The organism is Cryobacterium sp. MDB1-18-1, assembly GCF_004402735.1.
GTDB lineage: Bacteria > Actinomycetota > Actinomycetes > Actinomycetales > Microbacteriaceae > Cryobacterium > Cryobacterium glucosi.
In genome coordinates this window covers 66,149-80,717 of record NZ_SOFR01000037.1, presented here as the reverse complement: position 1 = coordinate 80,717, position 14,569 = coordinate 66,149, and the positions used below count along the sequence as shown (strand labels likewise).

The window sequence follows — 14,569 nt, the reverse complement described above, 5'->3', positions numbered from 1 at the left end:
AGAATTGACACAAATGAACCTCGACGCTCAACACCCCCTCGCCTCCGGACTCACCGCCGATTCCCGCCTCATCCGCGCATACCAGGGCACCCGCCCGGAGGCCACCCCCGTGTGGTTCATGCGCCAGGCCGGGCGTTCCCTTCCCGAGTACCGGTCGCTGCGGGTCGGCACCCGGATGCTCGATGCGTGCCTCGACCCGGAAATGGCCAGTGAGATCACCCTCCAGCCCGTGCTCCGGCACCAGGTGGACGCGGGAATCCTGTTCAGCGACATCGTGATCCCGCTCAAGCTCGTCGGTGTCGACGTCGAGATCGTCGCCGGGATGGGGCCGGTGCTCGGCAAGGCCGTCCGCACCGCCCGCGACGTCGCCGAGCTCGTCTCCCTCGACCCCGCCGTGCTCGAGACCACCCTCGACCCGATCCGGAAGGCCGTCGCCCGAACGGTCGCCCAGCTCGGCGGGACCCCGCTGATCGGGTTCGCCGGGGCGCCGTTCACCCTTGCGGCCTACCTCGTCGAGGGCGGCCCGTCCAAGGACCACATCCACGCGCGCACCCTGATGCACGCCGACCCTGCGGCCTGGGCCTCCCTGATGGACTGGACCGCAGAGGTGACCGGCCGCTTCCTGCGCGCCCAGGTGCTCGCAGGAGCGAGCGCTGCACAGCTCTTCGATTCCTGGGCCGGTGCGCTCTCCCTCGCCGACTACAGCCGGTTCGTCGCCCCGGCGTCGGCTGCTGCGATCGCCCACGTGCGCGATCTCAGCTATGCCGAGACCGCGCCCGGTGCGGACGCACCGATCCGGCGCAACGTCCCCGTCGTGCACTTCGGCGTCGGCACCGGCGAACTTCTCCACGAGATGCACGCCGTCGGCGCGGACGTCGTCGGCGTCGACTACCGGGTGCCGCTCGACGAGGCCAATCGCCGACTCGGCGGGAACGTCCCCCTGCAGGGCAACCTCGACCCCGCGCTCCTCGCCGCGCCGTGGCCAGTCCTCGAGGCGCACGTCCTCGACGTGCTCGAGCGCGGGCGCACAGCTCCTGCCCACGTGCTCAACCTCGGCCACGGCGTCCCGCCGCTGACCGACCCGACCGTGCTCACCCGCCTCGTCGCATTCGTGCACGAGGTCACTGCCGGCGCTCACGGGGAGACCGGAGCACCCGGGGCATCCGCCACCGCACCGAGCGAGCCGGCGTCCACGCCGGCCGCGTCCTGAGCCGGCGAGCGATGAGCGAAGCGCCGCGGGGCGGGCGGATGAGCGGCGTGCGTGACGTCGTCGTCGTCGGCGGAGGGGTGGCCGGCCTCTCGGCTGCCCGCGAGTGCGCCAGGGTCGGGCTGAGCGTCACCGTGCTCGAGGCTGGATGCGACCTCGGCGGCGCGCTCGCGAGCCACGAGGTCGCCGGGCTCACCCTCGACAGCGGGGCGGAGAGCTTCGCGGTGCGCCGCAACGCCGTGGCCGAATTCATCGAAGGACTCGGTCTCGCCGACCGGGTCGTGCAGCCGAACGCCGCCGGCGCGTGGCTCTGCCTGCCATCCGATCGTCCTGGCGGACCCGCGGTGAGCGTTCCGATGCCCCGGGCTGGCGTCCTCGGCATCCCCGGCTCACCGCTCGCAGAGGACGTGCGCCGCGTGATCGGCTGGCCGGGAGCCCTGCGGGCCTGGCTCGACCGCCTCATGCCCGTGCTCACGATCGGCAGGGAGCACAGCCTCGGCGAACTCGTCCGCAAGCGGATGGGCCGCCGCGTCCTCGAACGCCTCGTCGAGCCGGTCACCGCGGGCGTCTACACCTCCTCAGCAGACGATCTCGAAGTCGACGTCGTCGCTCCCGGCCTCAACGCCGCCCTCACCGTGACCGGGTCGCTGTCCGGCGCCGTGCTCTCCCTCCGCAGCGCCGCTCCCGCCGGCTCCGCGGTCTCCGGGCTTCGCGGCGGCATGGCCGGCCTCGTGACCGCGCTCCGCGCCGAACTCGACCGCTTCGACGTCGAGGTGTTCACGGAGGCCGCCGTCACCAGCATTCGCCCCGTCACGGCCGGACCCTGGCAGGTCACGATCGCGCCCCGGCCGGAAGCCTCCGAAAAGTCCGGTGCCCCCGAAAGCCCCGAGAGCCCCGATACCCCCGAAGCGACCGCCGCGCCAGGGGGGCGCGAATCCGGCGACCTGCCAGCGACCCTGCCGGAGACCCTGTCGGCGCGGTTCGTCATCCTCGCGACGCCCGGCGCCCAGGCCCTCGCCCTCATCGCGCCCCTCGGACCTCAGCAGAAGGCGCTCGGCGCCCTGCACTGGCCGAAACCGACCCCGATCGAACTCGCCACCCTCGTGCTCGCCGCCCCTGAGCTCGACGCGCATCCGCGCGGCACCGGGGCCCTCGTCGCCGCCGGCGCACCCGGCATCACCGCAAAGGCACTGACCCACGTCACCGCGAAATGGGACTGGGTCGCCGAGACCGCGGGTCCCGGCGTGCACGTGCTCCGGTTGTCCTACGGCCGCGCGGGGCAGAAGAGCCCGAGCGCCCGCCTCACCGACGACGAACTCCTCTCCCTCGCCCTCGCGGATGCCTCCGCCATCCTCGGTACCCCGCTCTCCGCGGACCAGGTGCTCGGCTTCGACCGCACCCGGTGGGGCGACGCCCTCTCGCCGGCGACCGTCGGCGCCCGCGACCGCGTCGACCAGGTGCGTCGGGCCGTCGCGGCCCTCGAAGGGCTCGAGGTCACCGGGGCCTGGCTCTCCGGAACCGGGCTTGCCTCCGTCATCCCCGATGCCCTCGCGACCGCCGGCCGGACCCGTCGCGATGCGCTGGTTCTCTGAGCCGTTCTCCCCAGTAGTCCGGCAGTTTGCCCTCCACCGTTTCCGCAGGCGGGATACTCTGAGACGTACGTGAACGACGAAGAATGGAGTGACAGATGCGGGGAAAGCTTCTTTTTATCACCGGTGGACTCGTCGGTTACGTCCTGGGCTCCCGTGCCGGACGTAAGCGCTACGACCAGATCGTGGCCTCTGCCGAGAGCCTCTGGAACGCCGACCCCGTGCAGCGCCGCGTGACCGAGGTCCGCGACTTCGCCCTCGAGCGGGTCGGCGACGTGCCGGCCGCGCTCATCAACGCCGGCAAGAAGCTCGTCGGAACCCTCACGGACAAGACCGCGAAGGCCACGGATGCCGCGGGCCCAGGCCCCCGGTACGGCACGTCCTGGCCCACGAAACGCCCGGCAGCGTCAGCACCGTCGGCCACCCCGACGGCGACCCCTGACCACGGCACCCCCGACCCGGGCGCGCCCACATCGGAAGCACCCTCACTGTGACCGGATCGCCGGCCGCGACCGGAACCCAGACCGACAGCGCCCGCGCAGGCGGGTTCGGCCCGCGCCCGCGCAAGACCCTGATCACCCTCGTCTCCGAGCTGCCCGGGCAGATCGCCGCGCTCATCCACGCCGAGATCGAGGCCTTCAAGTCCGAGATGGCGGGCAAGGCGAAGAACATCGGCGTCGGCATCGGCCTCTTCGTCGTGGCCGGCGTGTTCGCATTCCTCGCGGTCATCGTCTTCGTCGCGCTCGCCGTGATCGCCCTCGCGCTCGTGCTGCCGCTCTGGCTCGCGACGCTCATCGTCGCGGTCGCCCTGCTCCTCATTGCCGCGATCCTCGTGCTGATCGGCGTCAACCGGGTGAAGGCCGGTACGCGCGCCGACCCGGACGGCCTCGCGGCAAGCATCCGCCGGGACGCAGACGCGATCAAGGGAGTCGGAGACTATGAGCACTGAACAGGACAAAACGACCGGTGCTGCAGCGACTCCGTCGAAGTCCACGCACGCGTTGCGCGCCGAGGCGACAGCCGCGCGCGCCCAGCTCGCGCTGACCCTCGACGCTATCGAGTACAAGCTCAACGTCCCGAAGCGGATGCGTGACCAGGAACGCCTCGCCCGGCGCCGCCTGCACAAGCTCGGCGAGGAGAACCCCACGGCACTGCTCGGGGTCGCCCTCGGCAGCGCCCTCGCGGTCGGAGCCGCGGTCTGGTTCGCGCTCAGGGCCGTCCTCGACGACTGAGGCCGGCCGGACGGGCGTGCCCAGCCGGGCGCCAGCTGAGTCTTTTGGCTCTGGTCACAAAAAAGTAGAGACTGTACTCATGACTCAGCCGGCTGCCGGAGAGGCAGTAACCTCTTCCCACCCCGCCCCCGACGCCGACACCCTCACCGGTGACGCAACGGGTGCGGCATCGCCCCAGGGCTTCACCCTTTTCGCGGTGCTTCGCAAGGACCCGACGAACCCGGACGACCTCGACGGCCGCGACGTACCGCACGCGGTCCTCGAGCTCGACGACATCGTCGAACTCGTCGAGGCGGAGGGCGTCACCGTCCGCGGCTTCTACGACGTGTCCGGCCTCCGCGCCGATGCCGACCTGATGATCTGGACCCACGCCCCCGAGGCGGAGACCCTGCAGTGGGCGAACCGGGAGCTGCGCCGCAGCCGGCTCCTCAAGAGCCTGCTGCCGACCTGGAACGCGATGGGCGTGCACCGCGACGCCGAATTCAACAAGAGCCACGTGCCCGGCTTCCTCCGCGGCGTCGAACCGAAGGCCTGGCTGACCGTCTACCCGTTCGTCCGCAGCTACGAGTGGTACCTGCTCCCCGAGGCCGAGCGCAGCGCCATGCTCGCTGACCACGGCCGCAAGGGTGCCGCCTTCCGCGGTGCGATCGCGAACACCGTCTCCGCCTTCGCCCTCGGCGACTACGAATGGCTCCTCCCGATCGAGAGCGACGAGCTCACCGAGCTCGTCGACCTCATGCGCGAGCTCCGCAACACCGAGGCCCGCCGCCACGTGCGCGAAGAGGTCCCGTTCTACACCGGGCGCCGCATCTCCACCGCGGAACTCGTCGAGGTGCTCCAGTAGTGAGCGCGTACGACGCCATCCTCCTGGCCGGCTTCGGGGGACCCGAGGGACAGGCCGACGTGATCCCCTTCCTCCGCAACGTCACGGGCGGCCGCGGCATCCCGGAGGAACGCCTCGAAGAGGTCGCGACGCACTACCGCCACTTCGGCGGCATCAGCCCGATCAACGCCCAGAACCGCGTGCTCCGCGCCGCACTCGAAGCAGAACTCGACCGCCGCGGCATCGACATCCCCGTGCTCTGGGGCAACCGCAACTGGGACCCCTACCTCCGCGACGTCGTCGCCGAGGCGCACGCCAACGGCCAGGACCGCCTGCTCGCGATCGTCACAAGCGCATACAGTTCGTACTCCGGCTGCCGCCAGTACCGTGAAGACCTCGCGGCCGCGCTCGAGGTCACGGGCCTGACCGGCGTGGTGCACATCGACAAGGTTCGCCAGTTCTTCGACCACCCCGGCTTCGTCACCCCCTTCATCGCCGGCGTGAGCAAGGGCCTCGCGGATGTCGCCGCCCAGATCCCGGGCATCGACCTCGCCACCGAGGTGGAGGTCCTGTTCTCGACGCACTCGATCCCGTCGACGGACGCCGCGAAGAGCGGACCTGCCGAGCGCGGCTTCGGTGAGGGCGGCGCATACGAGGCCCAGCACCTCGCCGTCGCGCACACGGTGATGACCGCTGTCGCCGCAGCGGATGCCGCGGCGAGCGATACCCCGTGGCAGCTCGTCTTCCAGTCCCGGAGCGGGCCGCCGAGCATGCCATGGCTCGAGCCAGACATCAACGACGCCATCCGGCTGCTCCCGGCCAGGGGCATCCGTGCCGTCGTGATCGTGCCGCTCGGTTTCGTGAGCGACCACATGGAGGTCATGTGGGACCTCGACAACGAGGCGACGGAGACCGCGCACGAGCAGGGACTGTTCTCGGTGCGCGTACCCACGCCCGGGGTCGACCCTGCATACGTGAGCGGGCTGATCGACCTCGTGGTCGAGCGCCTCGAGGACACGCCGGCAGCCGAACGCCCCGCGATGACCCCGCTCGGACCCTGGTACGACGTCTGCCGGCCGGGCTGCTGCGAGAACGTGCGCCTCGGCTTCAAGCCAGCCCTCGCCGGGATCGCGCCGTGAGCACGATCAGGATCGGCACCCGGGGGAGCGCCCTCGCCCTCGCCCAGACCCAGGCGGTCGCCAACCGGATCGCAGCAGCAGCGGGCACCGAGGTCGAGCTCGTCGTGATCACGACCCACGGCGACACCTCGAAGGAACCCCTGTCCGGCCTCGGCGGGACGGGCGTGTTCGCGAGCGCCCTCCGCGAGTCCCTGCTGAACGGCGACTGCGACGCGATCGTGCACTCCTTCAAGGACCTGCCGACCGCGCTGTACCCCGGCCTCGTCGTCGGCGCAACGCCGCGCCGCGCCGACGCCCGCGACGTGCTCTGCGCCCGGGACGGACTGACCCTCGAGACCCTTCCGGAGGGCGCCAGGGTCGGCACCGGTTCCCCGCGCCGGGTCGCCCAGCTTCTGAAGGCCCGGCCGGACCTACACGTCGTCGACATCCGCGGCAACGTGGACACCCGGCTCGGCAGGGTCGCCGCAGGCGACCTCGACGCCGTTGTGCTCGCCGCGGCCGGCCTCAGCAGGCTCGGCCTCCTGAGCGCGGTCGAGGGCGAGTACCTCGAGCTCTCCGACTGGCCGACCGCGCCCGGCCAGGGTTCCCTCGCGATCGAGGTGCGGGAGGGCAGGCTTGATCGCCCGCTCGGAACCGCGCTCGCCGCGATCAACCATGCGACGAGCCAGGCCACCACGACCGCGGAGCGTCTCGTGCTCGCGCGACTCGAGGCCGGCTGCGCGGCCCCGATCGGCGCGATGGCGGCGATCGACGACGGCCTGTTGTTCCTGACTGCCACGGTGTACAGTCCTGATGGTGCCCGAAGTATCGTGAGTTCGCACGCCGCGACGCCCGATTCACATTCCGTCACCCACCTGGTCGAGGCCGCCCAGGACGTCTCCGAGCGTGTGGCCCGTGATCTGATCCAAGGCGGGGCTGCCGATTTTGCCCCCATGAAGGTGACTTCTTAAGAAATGACCTGGCGCTACAAGACCCTCTCCAATCCCACCAAGCCGCTTGCCGGCTGGCGGGTCCTCGTCCCGCGCGGCGGCCCGTGGGGTGACCACGTCGCCGCGGACCTCCGCTCCCGCGGTGCGCAGCCGATCGTGGCCCCGATGATCAACTTCGCCGCGACCGACAACGCCCCCGCGCTCGACGCGGCGCTCGCACGCCTCGCGGACGGTGACTTCGACTGGATGACGATCACGAGCGCGACGACCGTCGATGTGCTCTCCTCGCACCGCGCCGTCGTGGCTCCCGGCACCCGGATCGCCGCCGTCGGCGAGACCACCGCGGCGGCTCTCATCGCCGCCGGCTATCGCGTCGATCTCGTCCCCGCCGAGGACAACTCCGCCCGTGGCCTGCTCGCCGAGTGGGAAGCCGCCACCCAGGGTGTCGTGCCCCTGCGCATCCTCACCCTGCGCTCCGAGATCGCCAAGCCCCTGCTCACCGAGGGTCTGCGCCGGATCGGCCACGAGGTCGAGTCCGTCGTCGCCTATCGCACGATCGGCGTTCCCGTGGACCCGCGGGTCGTTGCGGATGTCGCGGCCGGCAAGGTGCAGGCGCTCCTGGTCACCTCGGGGAGCGTCGCAGAACAGGTGCAGGAGCAGTTCGGACCGGTCCCCGAGACGACCCTCGTCGCCTGCATCGGTCCGCGCACCGCCAAGGACGCCGCGGCCCTCGGACTCCGCGTCGACCTCGTTGCGGAAGCCCCCAGCGCCGAGGCTCTCATCGAGGCCCTCTCGCACTTCGCCGAACTCCGCTAGCGCCTCAACCTTCCCGCCCTCCCGCGAAAGCGGGTGAATCGTCGGTTTGGGCGCGCGTGAACGACGATTCACCCGCTTTCGCGGCGGCTCGAGTGGTGTCTCGTCTGGCGTGGGTAGGGTGGATGGGTGATTACTCCAGTTATTCGGCCTCGACGGATGCGTTCGAGTTCCTCGCTCCGCCGGCTCGCCAGTGAGACCCGCATCCACCCCGCCGAACTCGTGTTGCCGATGTTCGTCCGCGAAGGGCGGGAGTCGGTGGACATCACCTCCATGCCCGGCGTGGTGCAGCACTCGATCGACAGTGCGCGCCGGGCCGCAGCCGAGGCCGCCGCAGCAGGTATCGGCGGCGTGATGCTCTTCGGAGTGCCGGATGTGCGCGACGCCATCGGCTCCGGCGCGACCGACCCGCTCGGGATCCTCAATGTCGCGACCCGGGCCATCGCAGACGAGGTCGGCGACGCGCTCGTCGTGCAGACCGACCTGTGCCTCGACGAATTCACCGACCACGGCCACTGCGGGGTGCTCGCGCTCGACGGCAGCGTCGACAACGACGCGACCCTCGAGCGGTACAACGAGATGGCACTGATCCAGGCGGCCTCCGGTTCCCGGCTGCTCGGGCTCAGCGGCATGATGGACGGCCAGGTCGCCTCCGTTCGCGATGCCCTCGACGGTTCGGGATTCCAGGACACCGCCGTCCTCGCATATTCGGCGAAGTACGCCTCCGCGTTCTACGGCCCCTTCCGCGAGGCCGTGCAGTCGACGCTCACGGGCGACCGGCGCAGCTACCAGCTCGACCCGGCCAACCGCAGGGAGGGCGTGCGCGAGGCCCTGCTCGACATCGAACAGGGCGCGGACGTCGTGATGGTCAAGCCGGCAGGCAGCTACCTCGATGTGCTCGCAGACGTCGCGGCCGTGAGTGATGTCCCGGTCTGGGCATACCAGGTGTCCGGTGAGTACGCGATGATCGAGGCGGCCGCCGCCCAGGGCTGGATCGACCGCCGCCGTTCGATCGAGGAATCGGTGCTCAGCATCCGCCGGGCAGGCGCAGACGCCGTGCTCACATACTGGGCCGTCGAACTCGCCGCCTGGCTTACCGAAGGAAACCGCCCGTGATGACCCGCAACGACGAGCTGTTCGCCCGCGCCCAGCGCGCCATCCCCGGCGGCGTGAACTCGCCGGTCCGGGCCTTCCGCTCGGTCGGCGGCACCCCGCTGTTCCTCGTGAAGGCCTCAGGAGCCTACGTCACCGACTCAGACGGCCGCGACTACGTCGACCTCGTCAGCTCCTGGGGGCCCGCGATCCTCGGCCACGCGCACCCCGAGGTCGTCCACGCGGTCCAGGCCGCTGCAGCACTCGGCTTGTCGTTCGGTGCGTCCACTCCGGGCGAGACCGAACTCGCCGAGCTGATCGAGGGCCGCGTCTCGGCCGTCGACAAGCTTCGCCTCGTCTCGACGGGCACGGAGGCGACGATGACCGCCATTCGCCTCGCCCGCGGCTTCACCGGTCGCGAGCTCCTGATCAAGTTCGCCGGCCACTACCACGGCCACTCCGACGGACTCCTGGCCCAGGCCGGCTCCGGGCTCGCGACCCTCGCCCTGCCCGGTTCCGCCGGTGTGACCGCTGCGACTGCGGCGCAGACCCTCGTGCTCCCGTACAACGACCTCGAGGCCGTGCGCGCCGCGTTCGAAGCCCACCCGGGGAGGATCGCCGCCGTCATCACCGAGGCCGCCGCCGCGAACATGGGCGTGGTCGCGCCAGACCCCGGCTTCAACGCAGCCCTGACCGAGCTCGCGCACTCCTACGGTGCGCTGCTCATCATCGACGAGGTGCTCACCGGCTTCCGGGTCGGGCCGGCCGGGTACTGGGGCCTCGACAACGCGGGAGAGACCCCCGCGAAGCCGTACAGCCCCGACCTCTTCACGTTCGGCAAGGTCATCGGTGGCGGCCTGCCCGTCGCGGCCCTCGGCGGACGTGCCGACGTCATGGACTACCTCGCCCCCGCAGGCCCGGTCTACCAGGCCGGAACCCTGTCCGGGAACCCGGTCGCCGTCGCAGCGGGCATCGCGACCCTGCGCGCCCTCGACGACACCGTCTATCCGCGGCTCGATGCGACGGCGCTGCTGCTCTCGAACGCGGTCTCCGCCGCCTTCTCAGCAGAGGGTGTCGCGCACAGCGTGCAGCGGGCGGGCAACCTGTTCAGCTTCGCGTTCGGGGCGGATGCCGCAGCGCACCCCCCACGGGACTACGCCGCCGTGCAGCGCCAGGAGGCCTTCCGGTACGGCCCGTTCTTCCACGCGATGCTCGACGCCGGGGTGTCACTGCCGCCGTCGGTGTTCGAGGCCTGGTTCGTCTCTGCGGCCCACGACGAGCAGGCGATCGAGTGGATTCTCGACGCGTTGCCCGCGGCGGCGAAGGCGGCAGCGGCGGCCGTCGTGCCCGACTGACGGAGCGCACAGTTCCGCGTTACTGCATTGTGAGGTTTCGACAGCGGGAATACCGGCCGAACGGGGCAGACTAGGCCTATGGCTTCCTTGCGCGTTCATCCCGATCGGCTCGAGGTACACCTGACGAAGGCCGAGAAGACGCTCGCCTTCCGCCGCGAGGACATCGTCGTCGCACGGGACAACATCCGCTCGGTGACGATCACGGACGACCCGTGGATCTGGATCCGCGGGATCCGCGCCCCCGGCCTCGAGGTTCCACTCGTGCTCGCGGTCGGCACCTGGAAGTTCCACGGGGGCAAGGACTTCCTCGCGATCAAGCGCCGCCGCCAGGCCGTCGTGATCGACCTCATCGACGAGGACTTCTCGCGCGTGATCCTCACCACCAACCACGCTCCAGACCTGATCGCCTCGCTCAAGCTGTAGCCGGTCGCCGGTCGCCGGTCGCGGGTCGCGGGTCGCGGGTCGCGTGCTACGGGCGCACTCCGCTCGTGGTGACGATCTTCGTCCAGGGCCCCGGCGGGACGTCGGCCGCCTCGACGAACTGCCAGTCGACCGTGTCGTTCTCCCCGTTGATGTCGCTGAATCGCAGGCAGCCGTTCAGGGCCGGGGAGACGTCCATGCCCGCTCCGTTGAACTTCTTGTTGGCCGGCCGGGCATCGTCCGCACCGAACACGTATGCGGCATCGTGGTACTGGCCGGGCCCGGCGTCCTCGATCTGGCCGTAACAGGTCTGGCCGTTCGAGCGGATGCGGACCCACCTGTTCTTCATCAGGCTCACGGTGTCATCGCCCGCCGAGCCCGCGTACGCAGACTGGCCGGCCCACGGCACGACCTTCCCGCGGGTCGCGAACGCCTGGGCGTCGTTGAGGTCGTCGAACGGGAGATCGAGGTAGAACGGGTTCTCCTTCGGAGCCAGCTGGGTCGGGAAGTAGTCGTTGGCCGCCGTCCGCACCTCGGTCTGGCAGTCGTCCGCCGTGCGGACGCCGTCGCAACCGCCATAGCTCGCCATCCACCCCGAGTCATACGTCGAATAGACCTGGCTGCCGTCCGCGGCGTTCGGGTCGAAGATCTCGCCGACCCAGAACGTCGTCGAGACGATCCCGGTGTGCCAGGGGTACGCCCCGACCGTGGGAGCCGTCGGGGCCGCGCTCGCGGACGGCGCGGGGGTCACGGATGGTGCGGGGCTCCCGCTGGGTGTCGGAGTGCCGGGGGACCGGCTGGCCGAGGGGGGAGCTGTGCTCTGGCCGGGTCGCGGAGCGGTCGACACCACGATCGTCAGCACGGCCAGAACCGTCAGGCCGATCGCGAGGAGACTGATCAGGAGTGCGCGCCGGCGAGGGGTCCCGCCCGCTGGCTCATCGTCTTCCGGCATTCGCCCTCCTCCAGCACACAGAACGTCCACATCGGTTCGGCAGCCGATGGCGTTGAGATGCTACCCGGCCTCTCGCGCGCTCACGGTTCATCTTCACCACCTTCCCAGTGGACCGTCGGCCGGCTCGCACCGGCCGCCGGCCGCCACCGCCCCGCTCAGTCGACGGTGACCGACTTGGCGAGGTTGCGGGGCTTGTCCGCGTCGAAGCCGAGCTCGACGGCGAGGCCGAGTGCGAGCATCTGCAGCGGAACGACGGCCGCGAGCGGCCCGCACGGTGCTCCGAGCGACAACGGGACTTCGACGCTGCTGCCCGGCCGGCCGATCGTGATGATGCGCCCGCCGCGCGCGCGCACCTCGGCGATATTCCCGGCCAGCCGGGGATCGTCGTCGTCGATCACGACGACAGGGGTGCCCTCCTCGACGAGCGCGAGCGGACCGTGCTTGAGTTCGCCGGCCGGGTAGGCCTCCGCCCAGCGATACGTGATCTCCTTGAGCTTGAGTGCGCCCTCCGCGGCGTATGCGACACCGGCGCCCCGCCCGAGGAACAGGAACCCCTTGGCGCCCCGCACCTCCTCGACGAGGGGAGGAAGCAGCGCCCGCGCGGCGGCTGCGGCCTCCGCGAGTTGTTCCGGAATCAGGTACAGGTCGTTGACGAGCCGGTGGGCCCTGGCCACATCCATCCTGCCGCTCGCGACGAGCGACGAGATCACGAGCCCGGTGCCGACGATGACCTGGCAGACGAACGTCTTCGTCGCGGCGACACCGATTTCCGGCCCGGCCGCGCAACTCACGACGGCGTCGACCTTGCGGCCGAGCGTCGAGTGCACGTTGTTGACGAGGGCAAGCACCGGGGAACCCTCCGGTCCCTCCTCGAGGGCCCGGAGCACGTCCGCGGTCTCGCCAGACTGGCTGATCATCACCGTGAGCGTTCCCGGTTCGACGACGGAGCCCGCCGCTTCGCTCGCGACGACGGAGGAGTGGCCGAGCCCGCCGAGCCGGCTGAGTGCGGAACCGATGACCTCTCCGGCGTTGAGGGAGGTCCCGCACGCGACCACCCGCATCCGGTCGAACCGGGGCAGGCCGAGGTCGTTCCAGAGCTCGCCGGTCGCGATCCGGCCGCCGACCTCGTCGAGCAGGCGGGCCGCGGCCTCCGGCTGCTCCCGGATCTCGGCGGCCATGTGGTCGTCGGCCTCGACGGTCAGCGAGAACTGCGGCCGCGGCGGCCGCGGGATGGCCGGGGGAACGGCGGCCGGGATCCCGGAGTTGGTCCAGACCAGGTCGTTCGTGACCTCGACGACGTCGCCGTCCGCGAGGATGTGGAATTCGTCGACCCAGTCGCCGATCGCAGAGATGTCGCTCGCGAGGAAGATCCCCGCCGCGGAACGGGCAGCGAGCAACGGCGAGCGGTGTGCGGCGGCGACCATGCGCCCTGTCCGTGCGTCGAGGACGACGAGGGCCCACGAGCCGGTCAGCTGGGCGACCGCGGCGCTCACCGCTCCGAGCAGGTCGTCGGAGTCGAGCAGGCGGTCCTCGACGAGGTGGCAGATGACCTCACTGTCGACCTCGGAGGAGAACCGGTGCCCGGCATGCACGAGCTCGGCGCGCAGCCGGTCCGCGTTGTCGAGGATGCCGTTGTGCACGACGCTCAGGCGGCCCTCGCAGTCCTGGTGAGGGTGCGCGTTCTGAACGCTCACGCCGCCGTGGGTGGCCCAGCGGGTGTGGCCGATGCCGGTGCCTGCGAGCAGGGGGCCGCCCCACTCCTCGACAAGCCCGGTGAGGGAGTCGACGCGCGAGATCGTGCGGAACACGGCCGTCGTGCCGTCTTCAGCGGACACGGCGATGCCCGCAGAGTCGTAGCCGCGGTACTCGAGGCGTTTGAGTCCCGCGACGAGATAGCCGGGCGCAGGTTCGATGGCGCGACAGGCGATGATCCCGCACATCAGAGCAGCCCGGGGATCTGGCTGCCGGCGGCGACGAGGCCGGGGGCGTGCGGATGCAGCGGCGAACCCGCGAGGGCCATGGCCTCGTTGGCGTTTCCGCCGGCCGCCGCGGCACCGGCCACGTTCCGGATCACGTCGTCGAGCGGGGTACTCGGTTCGAAGTCGACGAGCTTCCGCGCGAGGCCGTTGTTGGGGACCCGGCGACGCATGTCCTCGTAGCCGGGGGCGTACGCCTGCTCGTAGGGAATCAGGCTGATGTCGCTCGTCGAGCCGAGGACGTCGATCACGCGCTCGGCGAGGCCGAGGATCGAGATCTCCTGGGCGCCGCCCATGTTGACGGCCAGGCCGTACGCGGCCGGAGTCTCTGCGAGCCGGACGAGGGCGGGCACGATGTCGCCGACGTAGGAGAAGCAGCGGGTCTGTCGTCCGTCGCCGAAGACCGTGAGTGGTTCCCCTCGCTGCGCCTGGCCGACGAGGTTGGGAAAGACCATGCCGTAACGCCCGGTCTGCCGCGGCCCGACCGTATTGAACAGGCGCACGATGGCAACCGAGAGTCCGAACTCACTCCAGTATGCGTGCGCGAACGCCTCATCGATCCCCTTCGCGGCGGCGTACGTCCACCGGGACTTGAGGGCGGAGCCGAGGATGCGGTCGGACTCCTCGTCGAGGCTGTCAGCGGTGTTCTTCCCGTAGACCTCGCTGGTCGACGCGAGCAACAGGGTCGCCCCCGCGGCGACGCACGCGTCGAGGACGTTCTCGGTGCCGTGGATGTTGGTGCGCAGGCTCGTCAGGGGCTCCTCGACGATGAGCTTGACGCCGACGGCCGCGGCGAGGTGGAAGACCCGGTCACGCCCGGAGATGAGGTCGGTGACGAGTGCCCTGTCGAGGATGCTGCCCTGGACGAACCGCAACCGGGGGTTGTCACTGACCCTGGCGAGGTTGCGGAGCGAACCCGTCGAGAGGTTGTCGAGCACGATGACGTCGTCACCCTGCTCCAGCAGGTATTCGGTGAGGTGGCTGCCGATGAAGCCGGCGCCGCCGGTGATCAATGATTTCACGGTGGTTCTCCGATCGAAGG

General features: G+C 70.7%; 15 protein-coding genes. 12 read left to right on the top strand and 3 right to left on the bottom strand.

Annotation, left to right across the window (positions count from 1 at the left end):
• Window positions 1-13: 13 nt before the first annotated feature.
• The 12 genes from hemE to E3O50_RS08885 all read left to right on the top strand — a co-directional run bounded on the left by hemE (window position 14) and on the right by E3O50_RS08885 (window position 10,602).
• A complete protein-coding gene (gene hemE / locus E3O50_RS08940; protein WP_134560692.1) occupies window positions 14-1,210 on the top strand; it encodes a uroporphyrinogen decarboxylase in 1,197 nt (398 codons plus the stop codon).
• Between the two features lie 11 nt (window positions 1,211-1,221).
• Window positions 1,222-2,799 carry an FAD-dependent oxidoreductase gene (locus tag E3O50_RS08935; RefSeq protein WP_241975509.1) on the top strand — a complete coding sequence of 526 codons (1,578 nt, stop codon included), beginning with the start codon at window positions 1,222-1,224 and terminating at the stop codon, window positions 2,797-2,799.
• 95 nt (window positions 2,800-2,894) lie between these two features.
• Window positions 2,895-3,290 carry a YtxH domain-containing protein gene (locus E3O50_RS08930; protein ID WP_134449205.1) on the top strand — a complete coding sequence of 132 codons (396 nt, stop codon included), beginning with the start codon at window positions 2,895-2,897 and terminating at the stop codon, window positions 3,288-3,290.
• Window positions 3,287-3,745, top strand: a complete 459-nt coding sequence (locus E3O50_RS08925; protein WP_166787372.1) for a phage holin family protein — start codon at window positions 3,287-3,289, stop codon at window positions 3,743-3,745. The genes E3O50_RS08930 and E3O50_RS08925 overlap by 4 nt, the downstream gene beginning before the upstream one ends.
• Window positions 3,735-4,028 (top strand): DUF3618 domain-containing protein, encoded by a 294-nt coding sequence (locus tag E3O50_RS08920; protein WP_134449203.1) that lies wholly within the window; start codon window positions 3,735-3,737, stop codon window positions 4,026-4,028. The genes E3O50_RS08925 and E3O50_RS08920 overlap by 11 nt, the downstream gene beginning before the upstream one ends.
• Before the next feature lie 79 nt (window positions 4,029-4,107).
• Window positions 4,108-4,872: a hydrogen peroxide-dependent heme synthase gene (hemQ, locus tag E3O50_RS08915; protein ID WP_134449202.1), complete on the top strand. Its 765-nt coding sequence runs from the start codon at window positions 4,108-4,110 to the stop codon at window positions 4,870-4,872.
• Entirely contained in the window at window positions 4,872-5,990 is a 1,119-nt protein-coding gene (locus E3O50_RS08910) for a ferrochelatase (protein ID WP_134560691.1), read from the top strand. The genes hemQ and E3O50_RS08910 overlap by 1 nt, the downstream gene beginning before the upstream one ends.
• Window positions 5,987-6,940, top strand: coding sequence for a hydroxymethylbilane synthase (hemC, locus tag E3O50_RS08905; RefSeq protein ID WP_134449200.1), 954 nt, complete (start codon window positions 5,987-5,989; stop codon window positions 6,938-6,940). The genes E3O50_RS08910 and hemC overlap by 4 nt, the downstream gene beginning before the upstream one ends.
• Window positions 6,941-6,943: 3 nt before the next feature.
• Window positions 6,944-7,735, top strand: coding sequence for a uroporphyrinogen-III synthase (locus tag E3O50_RS08900; RefSeq protein ID WP_134449199.1), 792 nt, complete (start codon window positions 6,944-6,946; stop codon window positions 7,733-7,735).
• A gap of 126 nt (window positions 7,736-7,861) precedes the next feature.
• A complete protein-coding gene (hemB, locus tag E3O50_RS08895; RefSeq protein ID WP_134560690.1) occupies window positions 7,862-8,848 on the top strand; it encodes a porphobilinogen synthase in 987 nt (328 codons plus the stop codon).
• On the top strand, window positions 8,848-10,179 hold the full coding sequence (gene hemL, locus E3O50_RS08890; RefSeq protein ID WP_134560702.1) for a glutamate-1-semialdehyde 2,1-aminomutase: 1,332 nt from the start codon (window positions 8,848-8,850) through the stop codon (window positions 10,177-10,179). Before hemB ends, hemL begins: the two co-directional genes overlap by 1 nt.
• Window positions 10,180-10,257: 78 nt before the next feature.
• On the top strand, window positions 10,258-10,602 hold the full coding sequence (locus E3O50_RS08885; RefSeq protein ID WP_134449197.1) for a hypothetical protein: 345 nt from the start codon (window positions 10,258-10,260) through the stop codon (window positions 10,600-10,602).
• A gap of 46 nt (window positions 10,603-10,648) precedes the next feature.
• On the opposite strand, the gene E3O50_RS08880 is transcribed toward E3O50_RS08885, so the two are convergent.
• From E3O50_RS08880 to E3O50_RS08870, 3 genes are all read right to left on the bottom strand, one after another.
• A complete protein-coding gene (locus E3O50_RS08880) occupies window positions 10,649-11,551 on the bottom strand; it encodes a hypothetical protein (protein ID WP_174774659.1) in 903 nt (300 codons plus the stop codon).
• 155 nt (window positions 11,552-11,706) lie between these two features.
• Window positions 11,707-13,491 carry a glutamine--fructose-6-phosphate transaminase (isomerizing) gene (gene glmS, locus E3O50_RS08875; protein ID WP_134449196.1) on the bottom strand — a complete coding sequence of 595 codons (1,785 nt, stop codon included), beginning with the start codon at window positions 13,489-13,491 and terminating at the stop codon, window positions 11,707-11,709.
• Window positions 13,491-14,549 (bottom strand): NAD-dependent epimerase/dehydratase family protein, encoded by a 1,059-nt coding sequence (locus E3O50_RS08870; protein ID WP_134449195.1) that lies wholly within the window; start codon window positions 14,547-14,549, stop codon window positions 13,491-13,493. The genes glmS and E3O50_RS08870 overlap by 1 nt, the downstream gene beginning before the upstream one ends.
• Window positions 14,550-14,569 lie beyond the last annotated feature (20 nt).

Bases quoted from the DNA above. Each gene is read 5' to 3' on its own strand.
- hemE (WP_134560692.1), top strand. From the start codon at position 14: ATGAACCTCGACGCTCAACACCCCCTCGCCTCCGGACTCACCGCCGAT.
- E3O50_RS08935 (WP_241975509.1), top strand. From the start codon at position 1,222: ATGAGCGAAGCGCCGCGGGGCGGGCGGATGAGCGGCGTGCGTGACGTC.
- E3O50_RS08930 (WP_134449205.1), top strand. From the start codon at position 2,895: ATGCGGGGAAAGCTTCTTTTTATCACCGGTGGACTCGTCGGTTACGTC.
- E3O50_RS08920 (WP_134449203.1), top strand. From the start codon at position 3,735: ATGAGCACTGAACAGGACAAAACGACCGGTGCTGCAGCGACTCCGTCG.
- hemQ (WP_134449202.1), top strand. From the start codon at position 4,108: ATGACTCAGCCGGCTGCCGGAGAGGCAGTAACCTCTTCCCACCCCGCC.
- E3O50_RS08900 (WP_134449199.1), top strand. From the start codon at position 6,944: ATGACCTGGCGCTACAAGACCCTCTCCAATCCCACCAAGCCGCTTGCC.
- hemL (WP_134560702.1), top strand. From the start codon at position 8,848: ATGACCCGCAACGACGAGCTGTTCGCCCGCGCCCAGCGCGCCATCCCC.
- E3O50_RS08885 (WP_134449197.1), top strand. From the start codon at position 10,258: ATGGCTTCCTTGCGCGTTCATCCCGATCGGCTCGAGGTACACCTGACG.
- E3O50_RS08880 (WP_174774659.1), bottom strand. From the start codon at position 11,551: ATGCCGGAAGACGATGAGCCAGCGGGCGGGACCCCTCGCCGGCGCGCA.
- glmS (WP_134449196.1), bottom strand. From the start codon at position 13,491: ATGTGCGGGATCATCGCCTGTCGCGCCATCGAACCTGCGCCCGGCTAT.